Below are 17,671 nucleotides of genomic sequence, written 5' to 3'. Positions count from 1 at the left end.
CGGTTCCTAACTGCTGCTCCTGATTCACGCCTCTATCACATGGACAAGCTCGAACAGTTTCTGACCCGCGCCGAAGCGCTGCTCGGCCGCCTCGAAGCCGTGCTGCCGCCGTCGGCACCCGATGTCGACTGGAACGCGGCTGTTGCGTTTCGCTGGCGCAAGCGCCAGGGCCGCGGCTTCCTGCAGCCGGTGCCCGCGATCTCGCTGATCTCGCTCGACGACCTGCAGAACATCGACCGACAGAAAGATCTGATCGACCGCAACACGCGCCAGTTCGTGCAGAAAAAGCCTGCGAACAACGTGCTGCTGACCGGTGCGCGCGGCACCGGCAAGTCGTCGCTGATCAAGGCCTGCCTGAACGCGTACGCGAAGGACGGCCTGCGCCTGATCGAAGTCGATAAGGACGATCTGCATGACCTCGGCGATATCGTCGATCTGATCTCGACGCGCCCCGAGCGCTTCATCGTGTTCTGCGACGACCTCTCGTTCGAGGAAGGCGAATCGGGCTACAAGGCGCTGAAGGTGGCGCTGGACGGCTCGGTGGCCGCCCAGTCGGACAACGTGCTCATTTACGCGACCTCGAACCGCCGCCATCTGCTGCCCGAGTACATGAGCGACAACGAGACGTACAAGCACATGCCCGACGGCGAGATTCATCCGGGCGAAGTGGTGGAAGAGAAGATTTCGCTCTCCGAGCGCTTTGGCCTCTGGGTGAGCTTCTATCCGTTCAAGCAGGACGACTACCTGACGATCGTCGGCCACTGGCTGCGCCATTTCGGCTGCGGCGACGCCGAAGTCGAATCGGCGCGCGGCGACGCGCTCGTCTGGGCGCTGGAGCGCGGCTCGCGTTCGGGCCGCGTGGCATGGCAGTTCGCACGCGACTGGTCGGGCAAGAAGGCGCAAGAGGCATGAGCGCCGAAGGCAACGCCGCAAAGGACGCGTCCGCAAATGCACGCCCCGTGACGGAAGTCGCGGTGGGCGTGCTGGTGCAGCCCGATGGCCGCTATCTGCTCGCGCAGCGCCCCGAAGGCAAGCCGTACGCAGGCTACTGGGAGTTCCCGGGCGGCAAGCTGGAAGCGGGCGAGACGGTCGAAGCCGCGCTTGCGCGCGAACTGCACGAGGAACTGGGCATCGACGTGAAGGCGTGCCACCTGTGGCACACGCTCGAGCACGATTACCCGCACGCCTATGTGCGGCTCTTCTTCTGCAAGGTGACGGAGTGGACTGGCGAGCCGCATGGACGCGAAGGTCAGGCGTTTGTCTGGCAGTCGTTGCCGGCGAGCGTCGAGCCGCTCTTGCCTGCGACGATTCCCGTGCTGGAGTGGCTGGCTGCCGAGTAACACGTTCCGGGCCGCTACGACGCAAAAGGCCGCTGTGCGAGATGCACAGCGGCCTTTTTCGTTTGGTGCGCGCGTCGCTTCGCTTATTGACGCGTATCCGTGGGCGGCGCGTCTTCAGGCGGCGTTTCGTCGTCGGCGCCGCCGATGCGGTACTTTTCGGCCGCCCATGCGCCGAGATCCATCTGCTTGCAGCGCTCGGAGCAGAAAGGCCGGAAGCGGTTTTCCGGTACCCAGCGGACTTCCTTGCCGCAGGTCGGACATTTGACGACAGTGGTCATGCGATAGAACTTGGGTTGCGTTGTGTCTGGCGTGGCGAGGCGTTCGGCTTCACAGGCTGATTCACAGGCTGCAGAGCGTGAGCTGGAACGGCACGTCCTGATCGACGGCGCGCGGACGCAGATCGCCATCCTGCACGGTGAAGCGCACCCACAGCATGTACTTGTTGGCGCTCGCTTCGGGAATCATGCGCAGCTCCGGCGCCACGCGCACTTGCATGAGCTGATACGCACGGCCCGACAGCATTTGCTGATAGCTGCCCTGCATGGCCATCACTTTCGACGCCTGGCCCGACTCGCGCGCAAGGCGCAGCACGATGGCGGCGGCGTCGCGCAGCGGCAGCAGCGGCGTGACCCACTTCGCGATGTCCTGGCGGCGTTGATCGGGATGCAGCTGCTGCCACGCGTAATACGACGGCAAATCGAACTTGCAGGTGCCGCCGGGAATGATCGCGCGGCTGCGGATGCTCGTGAGCCACTCGTTGTCCATCAAATGCTGGCCCGTTTTGCCTTGCATCTGCGTGAGGCCGGCCAGTGTTTGCTCGATTTCGCCCAGCACGGTTTCGAGCGCATTCTGCTCGATGCCAGGATTGCCGCGGAACGGCGCGAGCGTTTGGCGCTGCCGCTCGAGTTCCTTCATGAGATCCGACTTCAGGTCGGCACGGCCTGCGACTTCGGCGATTTCGAAGAGCGTCGTGAGCGCGACGTGATGTTCCCTCGGATCCTCCTGGGTCAGGAAAAACGTGAAGCGCTCGAACAGGTCTTCGAGGCGCAGCAGCGTTCGGATTCGCTCGTTGAAGGGATACTCGTAAAGAATCAAGCGCGCTCGCCTCGGGCGTGGTAGGTGACGGATTGCAGGACATTCTAATGCCGTGGGACTACGGTCGCAATCGCGCCGGCTCGGCCCTTTGCCGATATGTCCCGCTAATTTGCCCTGAGCATTGTCCCGCGATGCGTTTCGACTGGCGTGGCGAGCGTGAGTTTCCTGCGCGCAGGTGGCGCGCTTTAAGTTTGACTGGCCTTTGCGGCAGCGAGCTTGAGGTACGTCTGATGCAATGCGTCGACGTCCTGGGCGAGTGTTTCGAGCGTGGCCCCGTTGTCGTTCACCACCACGTTGTCGGCGGCCGCGAGGCGTGCCTCGCGCGTGGCTTGCCGCGCGATGATCGCGAGCACCTGCTCGCGCGTAAAGCCATTGCGCCGCATGACACGGGCGATCTGGGTTTCCACGCTGCAATCGACGGTAAGCACGCGATCGACACGTGTCTTCCAGGTGCCCGACTCCACGAGCAAAGGCACGACCACGATCACGTAAGGGCCGCTCGCCTCTCGCGTTTCGCGTTCTGTCTCGGAGCGGATCAGCGGGTGCGTGATGGCCTCGAGCCGCTTGCGCGCGGCTTCGTCGCCGAATACGAGTGTGCGCATGCGCGCGCGGTCCATCGAGCCGTCCGGCGCGACGAATTCAGCCCCGAATTCAGCGGCGATCTGCGCCATCGCGACGCCATGCGGCGCGGTAATGCGATGCGCGATGAGATCGGTGTCGACGATCGTCACGCCGCGCGCGGCAAAGCAATCCGCAACGGTGGACTTGCCGCTGCCGATGCCACCTGTCAATCCGACCGCGAACATTTGATCAGTTCCCCCACGCAAATACGCTATACAGCGGTGTGCCTGCAAACAATGTGATGAGCGCGCCTGCGGCCAGATACGGGCCGAACGGCAGCGGCTCCTCGTAGCGCATGCGTCCCGTCAACGTAGCGATGATGCCGATGAGCGCGCCGGCTACGGCTGCGATCACGACGATTTGCGGCAGCGCGCTCCAGCCGAGCCAGGCGCCGAGCGCGGCGAGCAGTTTGAAGTCACCGTGGCCCATGCCTTCTACGCCACGCAACAGCTTGAAGACCCAATAGACGCACCAGAGCGCCAGATAGCCCGCGACCGCGCCAATCACAGCTTCGCGCAGTGTGACGAAGGTGCCCGCAAAGTTGACCAGCAGCCCGGCCCACAACAGCGGCTGCGTGATCTCGTCGTGCAGCATCTGGTGTTCGAGGTCGATGGCGCTCGCCGCGATGAGCGCGGCGCACAGCACGAAGGCGGCGAGCGCCTTGCCCGTGGGCCCGAAGGCGAGCAACGCGCCGGCTGCGCAAGCCGCGCTCGCGATTTCGATGACCGGATAGCGCAAGCTCACGCGCGCATGACAGTGCGAGCAGCGCCCGCGCAGCGCGACCCAGCTGATCACGGGAATGTTTTCCCAGGCGCGCAAGACGTGGCCGCAGTGCGGGCACGCGCTGCGCGGGAGCCAGAGGTTGTAGCGCGCGGGCAGCCCGTCTTCTTCGAAGAGCGGGCCGGGTGTGCCGGTGGCTTCCGCCACATCGGCGCGCCACGCGCGCTCCAGCATGATCGGCAGCCGGTGAACGACTACGTTGAGAAAGCTGCCGATGACGAGCCCGAATGCGATGGTGAAGCCCATGAGCACGCCGAAGGGCAGGCCGGCGAGAGCGGCGGCGAGCGGCGTTGCGGTGTCGGGCGCGGAAAGAAGTTGGACGGGCATGGGACGGAACCGGAGTCTGGCAGCGATGCTACACCACGTTGCCCAGTTGAATGATGGGAAGATACATCGCCACGACGAGGCCGCCGACGAGCGCACCCAGCACGACGATCACGAGCGGCTCGCACAGGCTCGATACGAGCGCGATCTTTTCGTCGACCTGACGGTCGGCGAGCGAGGCCACATCGAGCAGCATGGCGTCGAGCGCGCCTGACTCTTCCGCGACCGCAACGGGCTGAACCACGTCGACCGGAAAGCATCCCGCCGCGCGCATGGCGGCGGCGAGCCGCTCGCCGTGCCGCAGACGCTCGCTGATGCCCGCGCTCGCGCGATCGAAGAATGCGTTGCCGCTCGCGTGCGCGAGCGAATCGAAGGCTTCGGCGAGCGGTGTGCCGGCGGCGAGCAGCGTACCGAGCGCACGGCTCCAGCGGGCGGCGCACAACGTGGTGAGCAGCGCGCCGCAAAGCGGGAGTTTCAGCATCGTTCGTCCGAACGCGATGCGCGCGGCTTCCGATCGGCGCAAGCACGCTTGCAGGGCGAGCGCGCCGGTCGCGGCACCGACAGCGGCCGGCACGCTCCAACGTGCGGCACCCGCCGAGAGCATCAGCACGAATTGCGTTGGCGCTGGCAGTGCGGCGCCGAAGCCGTCGAAGATCTGCTTGAACGTGGGCACGACCCAAACCAGCAGCGCCGCGGTAATGACGAACGCGAGCAGCAACACCGCGACGGGGTAGGTGAGCGCCGCGCGTACTTTGGCGCGCTGCACGGCGGCGCGCTCGCGGTCGTCGGCGAGACGCCCGAGTACGGCTGCGAGCGCTCCTGAGGCTTCGCCAACGGCGACGAGCTGGCAATAGAGCGCGTTGAAGCGCGCGGGGTGCAGGGCGAGCGAGTCGGCAAAGCGCAGGCCGCCGGCGATATCACGTGCGAGCGCGGCAGCAATGCGTGGCATGCCGTGCGGCCCCGGTGACAGTGCAAGCAAGTCGAGCGCATTCGCAAGCGGCAGGCCGGCGCGCAGGAGGCTCGCGAGTTGGCGCGTAAAGCGCGTGACGTCCGCGTGGCTTGCCTTGGGCGCGCCTGCGCTCGACTTGCGCTCGATGGCGAGTACGGTGATGCGCTCGCGCTTGAGTGCGACGCGCACAGCGGCGGCGTCGAGTGCGATCATCGTGCCGCGTTTCGCGGCGCCCGATGCATCGAGACCGCGCCACGCGAAGCGCCACTCGGATGGACCGCGATGGGCGCGCGTGGTGCCCAGAGTGCTCATGACGCGTCCGTTGCGGCGAGCGCTTCGGCCAGGCTCGTGGTGCCGTCGCGCACGCGGGCGAGCGCCGCTTCGCGCAAGGTCGCCACACCGTTTCTGCGTGCTTCGCGAGCGATTTCGTGTGCACCGCGCCCGGCGACGATCAGGTCGCGTATGGCCTCTGATATCGGCAAGACTTCGTGTATGCCCACGCGGCCGCGATAGCCAATGCCGTGGCAAGCTTCGCAGCCGCGCGCAACATAAGGTTGCGCGATGTCACATTCTTGCGTGCTCAGTCCCGCCGCGACGAGCACCGCCTGCGAAGCATCGCCGCGCACGCGGCATTGCGGACACAACCGCCGCACGAGACGTTGCGCCGTGACGAGCCGCAGCGAGCCCGCCAGGTTGTACGGCTCGACACCGATGTCGACGAGCCGTGCGCAGGCCGCGCTCGCGTCGTTCGTGTGCACGGTCGAGAGTACGAGATGGCCGGTTTGCGCGGCCTTCACGGCGACGCTGGCGGTTTCTTCGTCGCGAATTTCGCCGATCATGATGACGTCCGGGTCCTGGCGCAGCAGCGCGCGTAGTGCCACCGCAAAAGTGAGCCCGGCCTTCTCGCGCACGTTGACCTGATTGATGCCCGCGAGCTGGATTTCGGCGGGGTCTTCCACCGAGCAGAGATTGTGCGCCGTGCCGTTGAGTCTCTGCAGGAAACAGTAGAGCGAGAGCGTCTTGCCGCTGCCCGTGGGGCCCGTGACGAGCACGAGACCATGCGGCGCGCTGATCGCATCGGCAAGCGTGCGCTGTTGCGCTTCGTCGAGCCCGAGTTCGGCAAGGGATAGGTCTGCGGGTAGCGCTTCGAGCCTGCGCAACACGAGCTTTTCGCCGTGAAGGGTGGGCAGCGAATTCACGCGATAGTCCTCGGCGGCTTGCGACGTCGTGGAGGCCGCGAGCCGCAGCCTGCCGTCCTGTGGTACGCGCCGCTCGGCGATGTCCATGCGTGCGAGCACCTTGATGCGTGTGACGAATGCATCGCGCAGATGCGCGGGCGGCCTCGCCAATTCATGCAGCACGCCGTCGATGCGCAGACGCACGCGCCAGCCGTGTTCCATTGGCTCGATGTGCAGATCCGAGGCGTTGCGCCGTGTGGCTTCGCGCAGCGTCTCGGAGAGCAGGCGAACGGCCGGGGCGTCGTCGAGCTGCGGTGCAGAAATAGGCGCGGGTGCGCGTGCCGTTGCCCCGCCGCCCATACCGCCTTCGGCAGGCATGGCGGCGAAAAGGCGCGCACAATAAGGAGTAGAAAGCATCGACATGCCAGCGCGAAGCCGCCTCGAACAAATGACGCCTTCATCATGGCGTGCGGCGCACTGCGCCGCCACCTGGCCGAACGGCTAACGTCCCGGAAGCAGCTTCTTCGCCTTTTGCAGCGTGCTTGGGCGTGCTTTGGCGCCTGGCTTGAAGAGCTTGACCGTGCGCACAGCCTGGTCGTCGCTGCGCAGCACTTCGAGCTTCACGTCGCCGATCTGCAGGCACACGTCGCCCTCGGGAATCTCTTCGAGCACTTCGAGAATCAAGCCGTTGAGCGTCTTGGGACCGTCGGTGGGCAGCTTGATGTGAAGCCAGCGATTGAGCTCGCGCAAAGGCATGCTGCCCGGCACGATGCATTCGCCTTCTTCGTTCCAGCCGCCGCGCCCGGTGCCGCTGCGCGGCATCGACGTGGTGAATTCGCCGATCAACTCCTCGATGATGTCCTCGGGCGTCACGAGCCCTTCCATCTCGCCGTACTCGTTCACGACGAGGGCGATGCGATGACGGCTTTCCTGGAAGTACTGAAGTTGCTGGAACCCTGGTGTGCCCGTAGGCACGAAATACGGCTCGGCGAGCAGTTCGCGCAAGGTCTCGCGCTCGAACTCCTGGTTATGCAGCGCGGCCAGCGTCTTGCGCACATGCAGCACGCCGAGTACACGGTCGATGTCGCCTTGATAGACGATCAGCTTGTTGTGATAGCAGGTCTCGAGCTGATGCAGGATATCTTCGAGAGGAGCGTCGTAGTCGAGCGCCTCGATGCGCCGGCGCGGAATCATCACGTCGTCGACGGTGATGTTCTCCAGATCGAACAGGTTCAGCAAGATGCTGCGGTGCTTGGTCGGCATGAAGCTGCCCGACTCGAGCACGATGGTGCGCAACTCCTCGGTGGAGAGCCGCTGGTCGTGTGCCTTGTGCGTATTGATGTGCAGGACGCGCAAAATGCCGTTTGCGAACATGTTGACGAACCAGATGAGCGGCTTCGTCACACGCATGAGCGGCGCGATCAACAGGCTTGCGGGCAGCGCGATTTTCTCGGGGAACGTTGCGCCCACAATCTTCGGCGTGATTTCCGCGAACACGATGATGAGAAACGCGACGATGCCCGTTGCGACCGAGAGCACGAGATTGTCGTGACCGAACGTGTGCAGTGCGATCGAAGTCGTCAGCACCGGGATGATGGTGTTGAACAGATTGTTGCCGATCAGGATGACCGAAAGCAGCAGGTCGGTGCGCGCGAGCAGCTTCTGGGTGGTCTTCGCGCCGAGCGTGCCGTGATTGGCGAGGTATTTGAGCCGATGGCGATTGAGCGCCATCATCGCCGTTTCGGAGATGGAGAAAAAGCTGGAGCAGATGAGCAGGACGAAGACGGCGCAAATCTGCGCCCATAAGGGAAGGTGGTCCACGCGTCGAGAAAATGAGGGGGGGCGGATGGGGAAACTATAACAGAGGGGTTCCGCACTTCCAGGGCCACTGGCCGATCGGACAAGGCCGTGGCCGCCGCGCCCCCGCGTGGCCCGGCGCACAGGAGGTACAGACGAAAAAAAACCGCGCATTGCATGCGCGGTTTTTTTTGAATTCTGGTCGGGGTGAGAGGATTCGAACCTCCGGCCTCTACGTCCCGAACGTAGCGCTCTACCAGGCTAAGCTACACCCCGAATTTACTGCTGGACTCCACAACCCGCTTCGTCTGTTTCAAGACTGGCGCGTCGTCGAGTAAGAACATAATTCTAGCAGGCTATCTTTGTAAATGGAAGGGGGGAACGCTGAAATCGCATCGGCGGCAGCCTGCGCCTCGGCGCGCGCGCATTGCAGCGTGTGTTCGAGCGCGCCCGAGCGGGTAATTGCCGCGAAGATTTCGTCGAAGCGCGTCGTGCCGCCTTGCTCGATCGCTTCGCGTGCAAGTGCGGCTTCCGCCGCCGTGCCGTGTTCGATCAGCCAGATGAGCGGCAGCGTGGGCTTGCCTTCGCGCAGGTCGTCGCCGGCGTTCTTGCCCATCGATTCAGGCGTGCCCGTGTAGTCGAGCCAGTCGTCCATGATCTGGAATGCCGTGCCGATGCGCCGCCCGTATTCGGCCGCGGCCTCCTCGGTGCGCGCATCCGCCCCCGAAAGCACCGCGCCAAGCTGCGCCGCGGCTTCGAAAAGCTTGGCGGTCTTGTAGCGGATCACCTGCATGTAGCGGTCGGTGTCCACGTCGGCGTCGTGCATGTTCAGGAGCTGCAGGACTTCACCCTCGGAGATGATCGTCGTGGCCGCCGAAAGAATTTCCATCACGCGCATCTTGCCGACGCCCACCATCATCTCGAACGAGCGCGAGTACAGGTAGTCGCCCACCAGCACACTGGCGGCGTTGCCGAAGAGAGCATTGGCCGTCTGGCGGCCGCGCCGCAGATCCGATTCGTCGACGACGTCGTCGTGCAGGAGCGTAGCCGTGTGAATGAACTCGACGACCGCCGCGAGCACGTGACGCTGCGTGCCGACGTCGCCGAGCGCGCCGGCCACCATCAGCAGGAGCGCCGGACGCAGCCGCTTGCCGCCCGCGCCGATGATGTACTCGGAGATCTGGTTGATCAGCATCACCTCGGACGCCAGGCTTTGCCGGATGACACGATTCACCTGCTCCATGTCACTGGCGATGGGGGCGAGCAGGGTGGCTGCGCTGGGGGATGGGGTGGCGGTGGACGACATGATGGCAAATATGGGTAGTGCCGCGGATTATAAGGCGAATCGACGGCATGCCGGACGCTCCGCTGCCGTCCGGCTGATGGCTCCCTCTATTTTTACGCGGCCCGGGCGGGCGCATGGATGTTGGCGCTATGCCGATCGGACAGCCGCGGACCTGTCTGGCGATCCCCAGGCGCCCTCGCGCATCAGCACAACGGACTTGCATGTCTTTTGACCGCGTAGCTAACTCTATGTATAATCTAAGGTTTCGGGCGCGCAGTGTGCCTGAAAAGATTACTCAGAGTGAGGTTCTCAATGTACGCGGTCATAAAAACCGGCGGCAAGCAATACAAAGTTGCCGTTGGCGAAAAACTTAAAGTAGAACAGATACCGGCTGACATTGACGCAGAAATCACGCTCGACCAGGTTCTCGCAGTGGGCGAAGGCGAATCGATTAAGTTCGGTACGCCGCTGGTCAGTGGGGCTTCCGTCAAGGCCACCGTTGTGTCGCAAGGCCGACACGCCAAAGTGACCATCTTCAAGATGCGTCGCCGGAAGCACTACCAGAAGCATGGCGGCCACCGCCAGAACTACACCGAACTGCGCATCGACGCGATCAACGCGTAAGCGCACGCAGGTAAAGGAGCAAACAAATGGCACACAAAAAGGCAGGCGGGTCGTCACGTAACGGCCGCGACTCAGAGTCGAAACGACTTGGCGTGAAGGTGTTCGGCGGCCAGGCTATCCTCGCAGGCGGCATCATCGTTCGCCAGCGCGGTACGCGTATGCACCCGGGCCTGAACGTCGGCATCGGCAAGGACCACACGCTCTACGCGCTGGTCGACGGCCACGTCTCGTTCTCGATCAAGGGCGCAGCCAACAAGCAACAGGTCAACGTCGTCCCGGCAGCGGCCTAAGCTTTAGACCGCTCGCGAGCGGGCTACACGCGACGCTAAGAAGGCCCCGCGAAGTTTGCGGGGCCTTTTTGTTTATCTGCAGTCTTTCGGGGTCGTAGTGGGCTTCCGTCTGGCTTTGCGAGCGTCGTTGGCCGTTCGGCCAGGTTGGCCAGTTTTGGCCATGGCGGGCAAAATATCGACATTCACGGGACGGAGTAACTCATGAAGTTCATTGACGAAGCGAAGATCGAAGTCATCGCCGGCGATGGGGGCGATGGCAGCGCGTCGATGCGACGCGAGAAGTTCGTCCCGTTCGGCGGGCCGGACGGCGGTGACGGCGGGCGCGGCGGCAGCGTCTACGCGGTCGGCGACCGCAACATCAACACCCTCATCGACTACCGCTACACGAAAAAGCACCAGGCGCGCAACGGCGAGAACGGCCGCGGCTCGGACTGCTACGGCAAGGGCGGCGACGACATCACGCTGCGCATGCCGGTGGGCACGGTCATCACCGACCAGGACACGGGCGAGCTGATCGCCGACCTGACCGAGCACGAGCAGCAGGTGATGGTCGCGAAGGGCGGCGCGGGTGGCCTCGGCAACCTGCATTTCAAGTCGTCCACGAACCGCGCGCCGCGTCAGAAGACCGACGGCAAGCCCGGCGAGCGCCGCATGCTCAAGCTGGAACTGAAGGTGCTGGCCGACGTCGGCCTGCTCGGCATGCCGAACGCGGGCAAATCCACGTTCATCGCCTCGGTGTCGAACGCGAAGCCCAAGATTGCCGACTACCCGTTCACGACGCTCGCGCCGAATCTGGGCGTGGTGCGCGTGGGGCCGAGCAAGAGCTTCGTGATCGCCGATATTCCGGGCCTGATCGAAGGCGCCGCCGAAGGTGCGGGCCTCGGTCACCAGTTCCTGCGCCACCTGCAGCGTACGAACCTGCTGCTGCATCTGGTCGATCTCGCGCCGTTCGACGAAAGCGTCGATCCGGTTGCGGAGGCGAAGGCGATCGTCGGCGAACTGCGCAAGTACGACGAGACGCTCTATGACAAGCCGCGCTGGCTCGTGCTGAACAAGCTCGACATGGTGCCGGAAGATGAGCGTGCAGCGCGTATCGCCGACTTCGTGAAGCGCTTCGAGTGGGAAGGGCCTGTGTTCGAGATCTCCGCTCTCACGGGGCAGGGCTGCGAAAACCTGTGTTACGCGATATACGACTACGTCTCCGCGCACTCCGACGCACGCCGTGCTGAAGAAGCCGAAGACCTCGCATCCGACGTGCGCTTCCGCGAGGGGCAAGGCGGAAACGCGGAGCAGCCGCAGGAGTAATTCGCCGCATCGGCCGGCGCGCGAGCCGCGCCGGCCGCTCTCAGGAAACTTCACGCGTCATCAGTCATTTGGGAGACCGCGCAGCATGCGTTCCGTCATCGCCGATTCGCGGCGTCTGGTAGTGAAAGTCGGCTCGAGCCTCGTCACCAACGACGGCCGCGGGCTCGATCATGCGGCAATCGGCCGCTGGGCCGCGCAGATCGCGGCGCTGCGCGCACAGGGCAAGGAAGTCGTGCTCGTGAGTTCGGGCGCGATCGCCGAAGGCATGCAGCGGCTCGGCTGGACGAAGCGACCGCGCGAGATCGACGAGCTTCAGGCCGCTGCGGCGGTCGGCCAGATGGGGCTCGCGCAGGTTTATGAGAGCCGCTTTGCCGAGCACGACATCCGCACTGCGCAGATCCTGCTTACGCACGCCGACCTCGCTGACCGCGAACGCTATCTCAATGCGCGCTCCACGTTGCTCACGCTGCTGCGTCTGGGCGTCGTGCCGATCATCAACGAGAACGACACCGTGGTCACCGACGAAATCAAGTTCGGCGACAACGACACGCTCGGCGCGCTCGTCGCGAACCTGATCGAAGGCGACGCGCTCATCATCCTCACCGACCAGAGCGGCTTGTATACGGCCGATCCGCGCAAGGACCCGAACGCAACGCTCGTGCAGGAAGCCGACGCAGGCAAGCCGGAACTCGAGGCCATGGCGGGCGGCGCGGGGTCGAGCATCGGCCGCGGCGGCATGCTCACCAAGATCCTCGCAGCCAAGCGCGCTGCGCATAGCGGCGCGAACACGGTGATCGCGAGCGGGCGCGAAGCGCAGGTGCTCGTGCGGCTGGCTGCGGGCGAGGCGATCGGCACGCAACTCATCGCACGCACGGCGCGCATGGCGGCGCGCAAGCAGTGGATGGCCGACCACCTTCAGGTGCGTGGCCACGTCGTGATCGATGACGGCGCGGTGCAGAAGCTCACGGCAGACGGCAAGAGCCTGCTGCCGATCGGCGTGACCGGCGTGCAGGGCGCGTTTGCACGCGGTGAGGTGATTGCTTGCCTGAACGGCGCAGGCGCGGAAGTCGCGCGCGGGATCACCAACTACAGCAGCGCGGAAACGAAGCTGATCCAGCGCCATCCGAGCGGCGAGATCGAGGGCATCCTCGGCTATATGCTTGAGCCGGAGCTGATTCACCGCGACAATCTCGTGCTGGTCTGACGCTGTCCCGGCTAGCCGCGCGTCGCCAAAAATTGAAAAGCCGCTGTGGCCAATGGCCGCAGCGGCTTTTTTCACGCCCGTCGCCGTAAGCGTTGGCGCGGCTATTAACGCACCAGCGTCGACTGCGTGCGGCCGTAGCGCAGGTTCTCGATGAGGGTCGGCGCCTTCGCGATCGGCATCTTGTTGGCGCAGAAGTAGTCCTGATAAAGCCTCGACTGGTACGCGTTGAGCGTGCCGTTCTCGATGCGCGACCAGTTGTTCGCGACGGTCTGGTCCCAGCCGTTGTGATCGGCGTCGAGGCTCGCGTAGAGGCGCCACTCGTAGGTGTCGCAGCGAATGCCTTCATAGTTCACGTTACGCGCGCCCGTCGGGCTCGTGATGACGATCGTGTAGCGCACAACGCCATCCGTGCCGACCGTGAGCGAAGCCGGGTCGATCGCGAACTGGAGCGGCGAATTGTTCGATACGTCGAACGGCAGCAGCTTCGCGCCGGCCTGCGGCAGCGGCGGCAGGCCTTCGAGCTTGTTTTCCTGCCATTCGCCCTTGCGGTCCAGAAGGTAGACGAACGCGCTGTCGTCCTTGTTCGTGGGACCGGAACTGGAGCACGCGGCCAGTCCCGACACAAGCAGCACACCGCCTGCGGCGCATGCCGCAGCAAGAGCAAATCGTTTCAAATTGGTTTTCCTCGAAGCACGGGCGCACGTTACAACCGAACTGCGCCGCGAATGCGAACCGGCGGGGCCTGGCGCGTGATGCGCCGGACCCCGCCGGTTCGGGCGTTCTTTGCGTTGGCTCAAGCCCCCTGATCCTGCTCGTCCTGCGCAGGCTCGATGATACTCTGCGCCGACGCGCAATCGCTTTCGATCGGCGTTCGTTCGGGCACGCTTTCTGTTACGGCCTCGTACGGCTCGGCATGCACCGCGTCTGCGTGCGCCGACGTCACGAGGCGCGGGTAACGCACCTCGTGAGCTTGCACGCCCAGCCGCTCCTGGCGCGGCGCAGGCCGGCGCAAGAAGCGCGAGAGCTCGGTCAGCGCGAGCTGGTAGACGTCACGCTTGAACTCGATGACCGCTTCGAGCGGCACCCAGTATTCGTTCCAGCGCCACGCATCGAACTCGGGATGCTCCGTTGCCCGCAGGCAGATATCGCAGTCGCGCCCGACCATACGCAGCAGAAACCAGATCTGTTTCTGGCCGCGATAATGGCCGCGCACTTCGCGCTTGATGAACTTGTCCGGCACCTCATAACGCAACCAGTCGCGTGTGCGACCGACGATCTTGACGTGCTCCGGATGCAAACCGGTTTCTTCGTGCAACTCCCGAAACATTGCCTGCATGGGGGTTTCACCATACTTGATGCCCCCTTGCGGAAACTGCCAGGAATGTTCGCGAACCCGCTTGCCCCAAAACACCTCGTTTCGCGCGTTCAAGAGGATGATGCCGACGTTCGGGCGAAACCCCTCACGATCCAGCATACAACCACCTTCGAATCCTTTAAAATTGCTTTGATTATAAACAGATAACGGTCCTCACGCACCCGCCGTCCGGAAAGTTGAGCGAATGGCCGCGACCGCGCAAAACGGTCTCGGGGCGCAATCGGCTTCGAATCTGGCTGGCGTCATCGGCGCGGCACGTGGCGCGTTGTCATAATGGCGGGTTCGTGAACTCCTCCGTTGGTCACTTCTTCGGGCGGTCTGCACCGGGCCGCCGCTTTTGGATAATTTGAATGAAAGCCTCCCGTTTCTTTATCGGCACCCTGAAGGAAGCGCCCGCTGACGCGGAAATCGTCAGCCACAAGCTGATGGTTCGCGCGGGCATGATCCGTCGCATCGCTGGCGGCATCTACAACTACTTGCCGATCGGCCTGCGTTCGATCCGCAAGGTCGAGCAGATCGTGCGCGAGGAAATGAACCGCGCCGGCGCAATTGAGCTGCTCATGCCGGCCGTGCAGCCGGCCGAACTGTGGCAGGAATCGGGGCGCTGGGAACAATACGGGCCGGAACTGCTGCGCTTCAAGGACCGCAAGCAGAGCGACTTCGTGATGGGGCCGACGCACGAAGAGGTCGTTACCGACATCGCGCGTGGCCAGATCAAGAGCTATCGCCAGTTGCCGGTGAACTTCTATCAGGTGCAGACGAAGTTCCGCGACGAAATCCGTCCCCGTTTCGGCGTGATGCGCGGGCGCGAATTCATCATGAAGGACGCGTATTCGTTCGATAAGGACGTCGAAGGTCTCAAGGTTTCGTACCAGAAGATGTATGACGCCTACGTGCGCATTTTCACGCGCCTCGGCCTGCAGTTCCGCGCGGTCGCGGCCGACAACGGTTCGATCGGTGGCAGCGGTTCGCACGAGTTCCACGTGATCGCGGAAACGGGCGAGGACGATATCGCCTACTGCCCGACCTCGGAATTCGCAGCCAACGTCGAAGCCGCCGAAGCGCTGCCGCTCATCGCGCAGCGCGGCGCCGCGACGCAAGCACTCACGAAAACGCCCACGCCGGGCGCGGCCAAGTGCGAGGCAGTGGCTGAGCTGCTCGGCATTCCGCTCGAAAGCACGATCAAGTCGATTATTCTCGCGACGGACAACGAAGGCGCCGAGCCGACCATCTGGCTGCTGATGCTGCGCGGCGACCACGATCTGAACGAGATCAAGGTCGGCAAGCTCGAAGGCCTGAGCGGCTTTCGCTTCGCTACCGAAGCGGAAATCGTCGAGTGGTTCGGCACGCCGCCGGGTTACCTCGGCCCGCTCAACACGAAGAAGCCGGTCAAGGTGATCGCCGACCGCACGGTCGCGAACATGAGCGACTTCGTGGTGGGCACGAACGAAGTCGACTTCCACACCACGGGTGTGAACTGGGGCCGTGACCTGCCGGAGCCGGTCGTCGCCGATATCCGCAACGTGAAGAAGGGCGACCCGTCGCCGGACGGCAAGGGCGTGATCGACATCTGCCGCGGCATCGAAGTGGGCCACGTGTTCCAGCTCGGGACGAAGTACTCGGAAGCGATGAACGCCACGTTCCTCGCCGAGAACGGCAAGCCCGCGCCGATGCAGATGGGCTGCTACGGCATCGGCATCACGCGTATTCTCGGTGCAGCCATCGAGCAGAACTTCGACGAGAAGGGCATCATCTGGCCTGAGTCGATTGCGCCGTTCCAGGTCGTCGTGTGCCCGATGGGCATGGACCGCAGCGAGCTCGTGCGCGAGCACGCCGAGCGCGTGTACAGCGAACTCGTCGAAGCGGGCGTGGACGTGATCCTCGACGACCGCGGCGAGCGCCCGGGCGTGATGTTCGCCGACTGGGAGCTGATTGGCGTGCCGCATCGTCTCGTCATCGGCGAGCGCGGTCTGAAGGACGGCAAGATCGAGTACCAGGGCCGCCGCGACACCGAAGCGACGCTGCTCGCCGCCGATGAGGCTGCGCAGACGGTGGCGCAGAAGATCCGCGCGGCGCTTGCGGTTTAACGACGATCCATCACGGTTAAAGGAGCGCTCTGAGCGTGGAGTACAGTTTTCTGTCCGCTACGGTCCTGCTGCTCCTTATCACCGACCCGCTCGGTAACATTCCGCTCTTTATCACCTGCCTGCGCGGCGTTGCCCAGCAGCGCCGCGCGATCGTGATCCTGCGCGAGGTCGCGATTGCGTTCGTGATCCTGCTCATCTTCATGGTGGCGGGCAACGCCTTCCTGCGCATGATGGGGCTCACGGACACGTCGCTGCGCATCGGCGGCGGCATCGTGCTGTTCCTCATCGCGCTGCGCATGATCTTCCCGCATCCGGGCGGGCCGTTCGGCGGCGGCGACAAGGGCGGCGAGCCGCTCATCGTGCCGCTCGCCATTCCCGCGCTCGCGGGGCCTTCGGCGCTCGCCACGGTCATGCTGCTCACCTCGCAGGCACCGGGCAAGCTCTATGAATGGGTCGCGGCGCTCGTCGTGACGATGGTGATCTGCGCGATCGTGCTGGTGCTGGCGGAGCGCATCCAGCAGTGGCTGGGCGAGCGTGTCGTGACGGCATTCGAGCGGCTGATGGGCCTCGTGCTCGTGGCGATCTCGGTGGAGATGATCCTCGCGGGTATCGCCAACTTCGTGCATCACCTCTGACGCCGCATGCAGCGGGCGTCGCAGGCAATAAAAAAGCAGCCCACGGGCTGCTTTTTTTCATGGCGCTCCAGATAGTCGACGCGCGCTTCACGCGCCTTCGGTCAGCGCACGGATGGTCGGCAGATTGCGCCAGTAACCTTTGGCGTCCATGCCGCAGCCGAACACGTAGCGGTCCGGCACCGAAAAGCCGCAGTAGTCGGGATGCAGCGGCTTGGCCTTCGTGAGCGTCTTCTCGCACAGCACGGCCGAGAGGAAACGCTTCGCGCCCATGTCCATGATGCGGTCGCGAATCGCGGCCATGGTCTCGCCTTCGTCGAGGATGTCGTCGAGCACGAGCACCACGCGGTCTTTCACCGACTCGCGCGGCGCCACGCGCCATTGCATCTCGGCGCTGCCCTTGATCGCGTTGCGGTAGCGCGTGAGGTGGATGTAGTCGAACTCGAGCGGGAAGTCGAGGTGCGGCAGCAGCATGCCGGTGAACACGGCGGCGCCGCCCATCACCGACAGCACGAGCGGGAAGTCCTCGCTGATCTCGGCGCGGATGGCTTCGGCCATCCGGCCGATCGACGCATTGACGTCGCCCTCGGAAACGATCTCTTCGGAGTGGCGGAAAATGTGCAGGGCTTCTTCGCGATTCATGACTCTGGCGGGAAGGTAGCTGTAGCTATGAAGTGTGGAAAATAACGGCGGCGCGCGCTACAGCATAAACCCGCGCATTTGTTCCGTCGCGCGCCGCGTCGAGTCGGGCCGCCTGCGCGCGATGTGCGCCGTGCGGCCCGCAG

Annotated in this window: 19 protein-coding genes and 1 tRNA gene; 8 read left to right on the top strand and 12 right to left on the bottom strand. The window is 64.4% G+C overall.

Features of this window, described 5'->3' with window-relative positions:
- Positions 1-39: 39 nt before the first annotated feature.
- Together U5A57_RS36790 and mutT are read left to right on the top strand one after the other, a co-directional pair.
- Positions 40-912, top strand: a complete 873-nt coding sequence (locus U5A57_RS36790) for an ATP-binding protein (protein ID WP_321916772.1) — start codon at positions 40-42, stop codon at positions 910-912.
- Positions 909-1,340, top strand: a complete 432-nt coding sequence (gene mutT, locus U5A57_RS36785) for an 8-oxo-dGTP diphosphatase MutT (RefSeq protein WP_158758674.1) — start codon at positions 909-911, stop codon at positions 1,338-1,340. Before U5A57_RS36790 ends, mutT begins: the two co-directional genes overlap by 4 nt.
- A gap of 83 nt (positions 1,341-1,423) precedes the next feature.
- Here mutT and U5A57_RS36780 read toward each other — a convergent pair whose 3' ends face one another.
- From U5A57_RS36780 to U5A57_RS36740, 9 genes are all read right to left on the bottom strand, one after another.
- A complete protein-coding gene (locus U5A57_RS36780; protein ID WP_028207803.1) occupies positions 1,424-1,618 on the bottom strand; it encodes a DNA gyrase inhibitor YacG in 195 nt (64 codons plus the stop codon).
- A 61-nt stretch (positions 1,619-1,679) separates the two neighbouring features.
- Positions 1,680-2,435 (bottom strand): cell division protein ZapD, encoded by a 756-nt coding sequence (gene zapD, locus U5A57_RS36775; protein WP_028207804.1) that lies wholly within the window; start codon positions 2,433-2,435, stop codon positions 1,680-1,682.
- Positions 2,436-2,620: 185 nt separating this feature from the next.
- A complete protein-coding gene (gene coaE, locus U5A57_RS36770) occupies positions 2,621-3,241 on the bottom strand; it encodes a dephospho-CoA kinase (RefSeq protein ID WP_321916770.1) in 621 nt (206 codons plus the stop codon).
- 4 nt (positions 3,242-3,245) lie between these two features.
- The gene (locus U5A57_RS36765) at positions 3,246-4,163 is read right to left on the bottom strand and encodes an A24 family peptidase (RefSeq protein ID WP_321916768.1); all 918 of its coding nucleotides are present in this window, start codon (positions 4,161-4,163) and stop codon (positions 3,246-3,248) included.
- A gap of 28 nt (positions 4,164-4,191) precedes the next feature.
- The gene (locus U5A57_RS36760) at positions 4,192-5,421 is read right to left on the bottom strand and encodes a type II secretion system F family protein (protein WP_321916766.1); all 1,230 of its coding nucleotides are present in this window, start codon (positions 5,419-5,421) and stop codon (positions 4,192-4,194) included.
- On the bottom strand, positions 5,418-6,647 hold the full coding sequence (locus U5A57_RS36755) for a GspE/PulE family protein (RefSeq protein ID WP_321916802.1): 1,230 nt from the start codon (positions 6,645-6,647) through the stop codon (positions 5,418-5,420). The genes U5A57_RS36760 and U5A57_RS36755 overlap by 4 nt, the downstream gene beginning before the upstream one ends.
- A gap of 141 nt (positions 6,648-6,788) precedes the next feature.
- A complete protein-coding gene (locus tag U5A57_RS36750) occupies positions 6,789-8,108 on the bottom strand; it encodes an HlyC/CorC family transporter (RefSeq protein WP_321916765.1) in 1,320 nt (439 codons plus the stop codon).
- 175 nt (positions 8,109-8,283) lie between these two features.
- Positions 8,284-8,360: transfer RNA gene (locus U5A57_RS36745), tRNA-Pro, on the bottom strand.
- Positions 8,361-8,397: 37 nt separating this feature from the next.
- A complete protein-coding gene (locus U5A57_RS36740; RefSeq protein WP_321916763.1) occupies positions 8,398-9,390 on the bottom strand; it encodes a polyprenyl synthetase family protein in 993 nt (330 codons plus the stop codon).
- Positions 9,391-9,681: 291 nt separating this feature from the next.
- Here U5A57_RS36740 and rplU point away from each other — a divergent pair, with 291 nt between their 5' ends.
- From rplU to proB, 4 genes are all read left to right on the top strand, one after another.
- Entirely contained in the window at positions 9,682-9,993 is a 312-nt protein-coding gene (gene rplU / locus U5A57_RS36735) for a 50S ribosomal protein L21 (RefSeq protein ID WP_007180329.1), read from the top strand.
- Positions 9,994-10,019: 26 nt separating this feature from the next.
- Positions 10,020-10,283 carry a 50S ribosomal protein L27 gene (gene rpmA / locus U5A57_RS36730; protein ID WP_158758669.1) on the top strand — a complete coding sequence of 88 codons (264 nt, stop codon included), beginning with the start codon at positions 10,020-10,022 and terminating at the stop codon, positions 10,281-10,283.
- A gap of 201 nt (positions 10,284-10,484) precedes the next feature.
- Entirely contained in the window at positions 10,485-11,588 is a 1,104-nt protein-coding gene (cgtA, locus tag U5A57_RS36725) for an Obg family GTPase CgtA (protein WP_321916762.1), read from the top strand.
- A gap of 85 nt (positions 11,589-11,673) precedes the next feature.
- Complete coding sequence (gene proB, locus U5A57_RS36720; RefSeq protein WP_321916760.1) at positions 11,674-12,792, top strand: glutamate 5-kinase; 1,119 nt, start codon at positions 11,674-11,676, stop codon at positions 12,790-12,792.
- A 104-nt stretch (positions 12,793-12,896) separates the two neighbouring features.
- Here proB and U5A57_RS36715 read toward each other — a convergent pair whose 3' ends face one another.
- Together U5A57_RS36715 and U5A57_RS36710 are read right to left on the bottom strand one after the other, a co-directional pair.
- Entirely contained in the window at positions 12,897-13,466 is a 570-nt protein-coding gene (locus U5A57_RS36715; protein ID WP_321916758.1) for a CNP1-like family protein, read from the bottom strand.
- 119 nt (positions 13,467-13,585) lie between these two features.
- Positions 13,586-14,266 carry an RNA pyrophosphohydrolase gene (locus tag U5A57_RS36710; RefSeq protein WP_321916757.1) on the bottom strand — a complete coding sequence of 227 codons (681 nt, stop codon included), beginning with the start codon at positions 14,264-14,266 and terminating at the stop codon, positions 13,586-13,588.
- Between the two features lie 251 nt (positions 14,267-14,517).
- On the opposite strand from U5A57_RS36710, the gene U5A57_RS36705 reads away from it, so the two are divergent.
- Positions 14,518-16,254, top strand: a complete 1,737-nt coding sequence (locus U5A57_RS36705; RefSeq protein WP_321916755.1) for a proline--tRNA ligase — start codon at positions 14,518-14,520, stop codon at positions 16,252-16,254.
- Between the two features lie 35 nt (positions 16,255-16,289).
- Entirely contained in the window at positions 16,290-16,889 is a 600-nt protein-coding gene (locus tag U5A57_RS36700; protein WP_321916754.1) for a MarC family protein, read from the top strand.
- Positions 16,890-16,976: 87 nt separating this feature from the next.
- On the opposite strand, the gene U5A57_RS36695 is transcribed toward U5A57_RS36700, so the two are convergent.
- Positions 16,977-17,528, bottom strand: coding sequence for a hypoxanthine-guanine phosphoribosyltransferase (locus U5A57_RS36695; protein ID WP_028207817.1), 552 nt, complete (start codon positions 17,526-17,528; stop codon positions 16,977-16,979).
- Between the last annotated feature and the right edge of the window lie 143 nt (positions 17,529-17,671).

The organism is Paraburkholderia sp. J11-2 (assembly GCF_905220185.1).
Taxonomy (GTDB): Bacteria; Pseudomonadota; Gammaproteobacteria; order Burkholderiales; family Burkholderiaceae; genus Paraburkholderia.
Note: the sequence above shows the minus strand (reverse complement) of the source record. Positions and strands in the feature narration are given on the sequence as shown.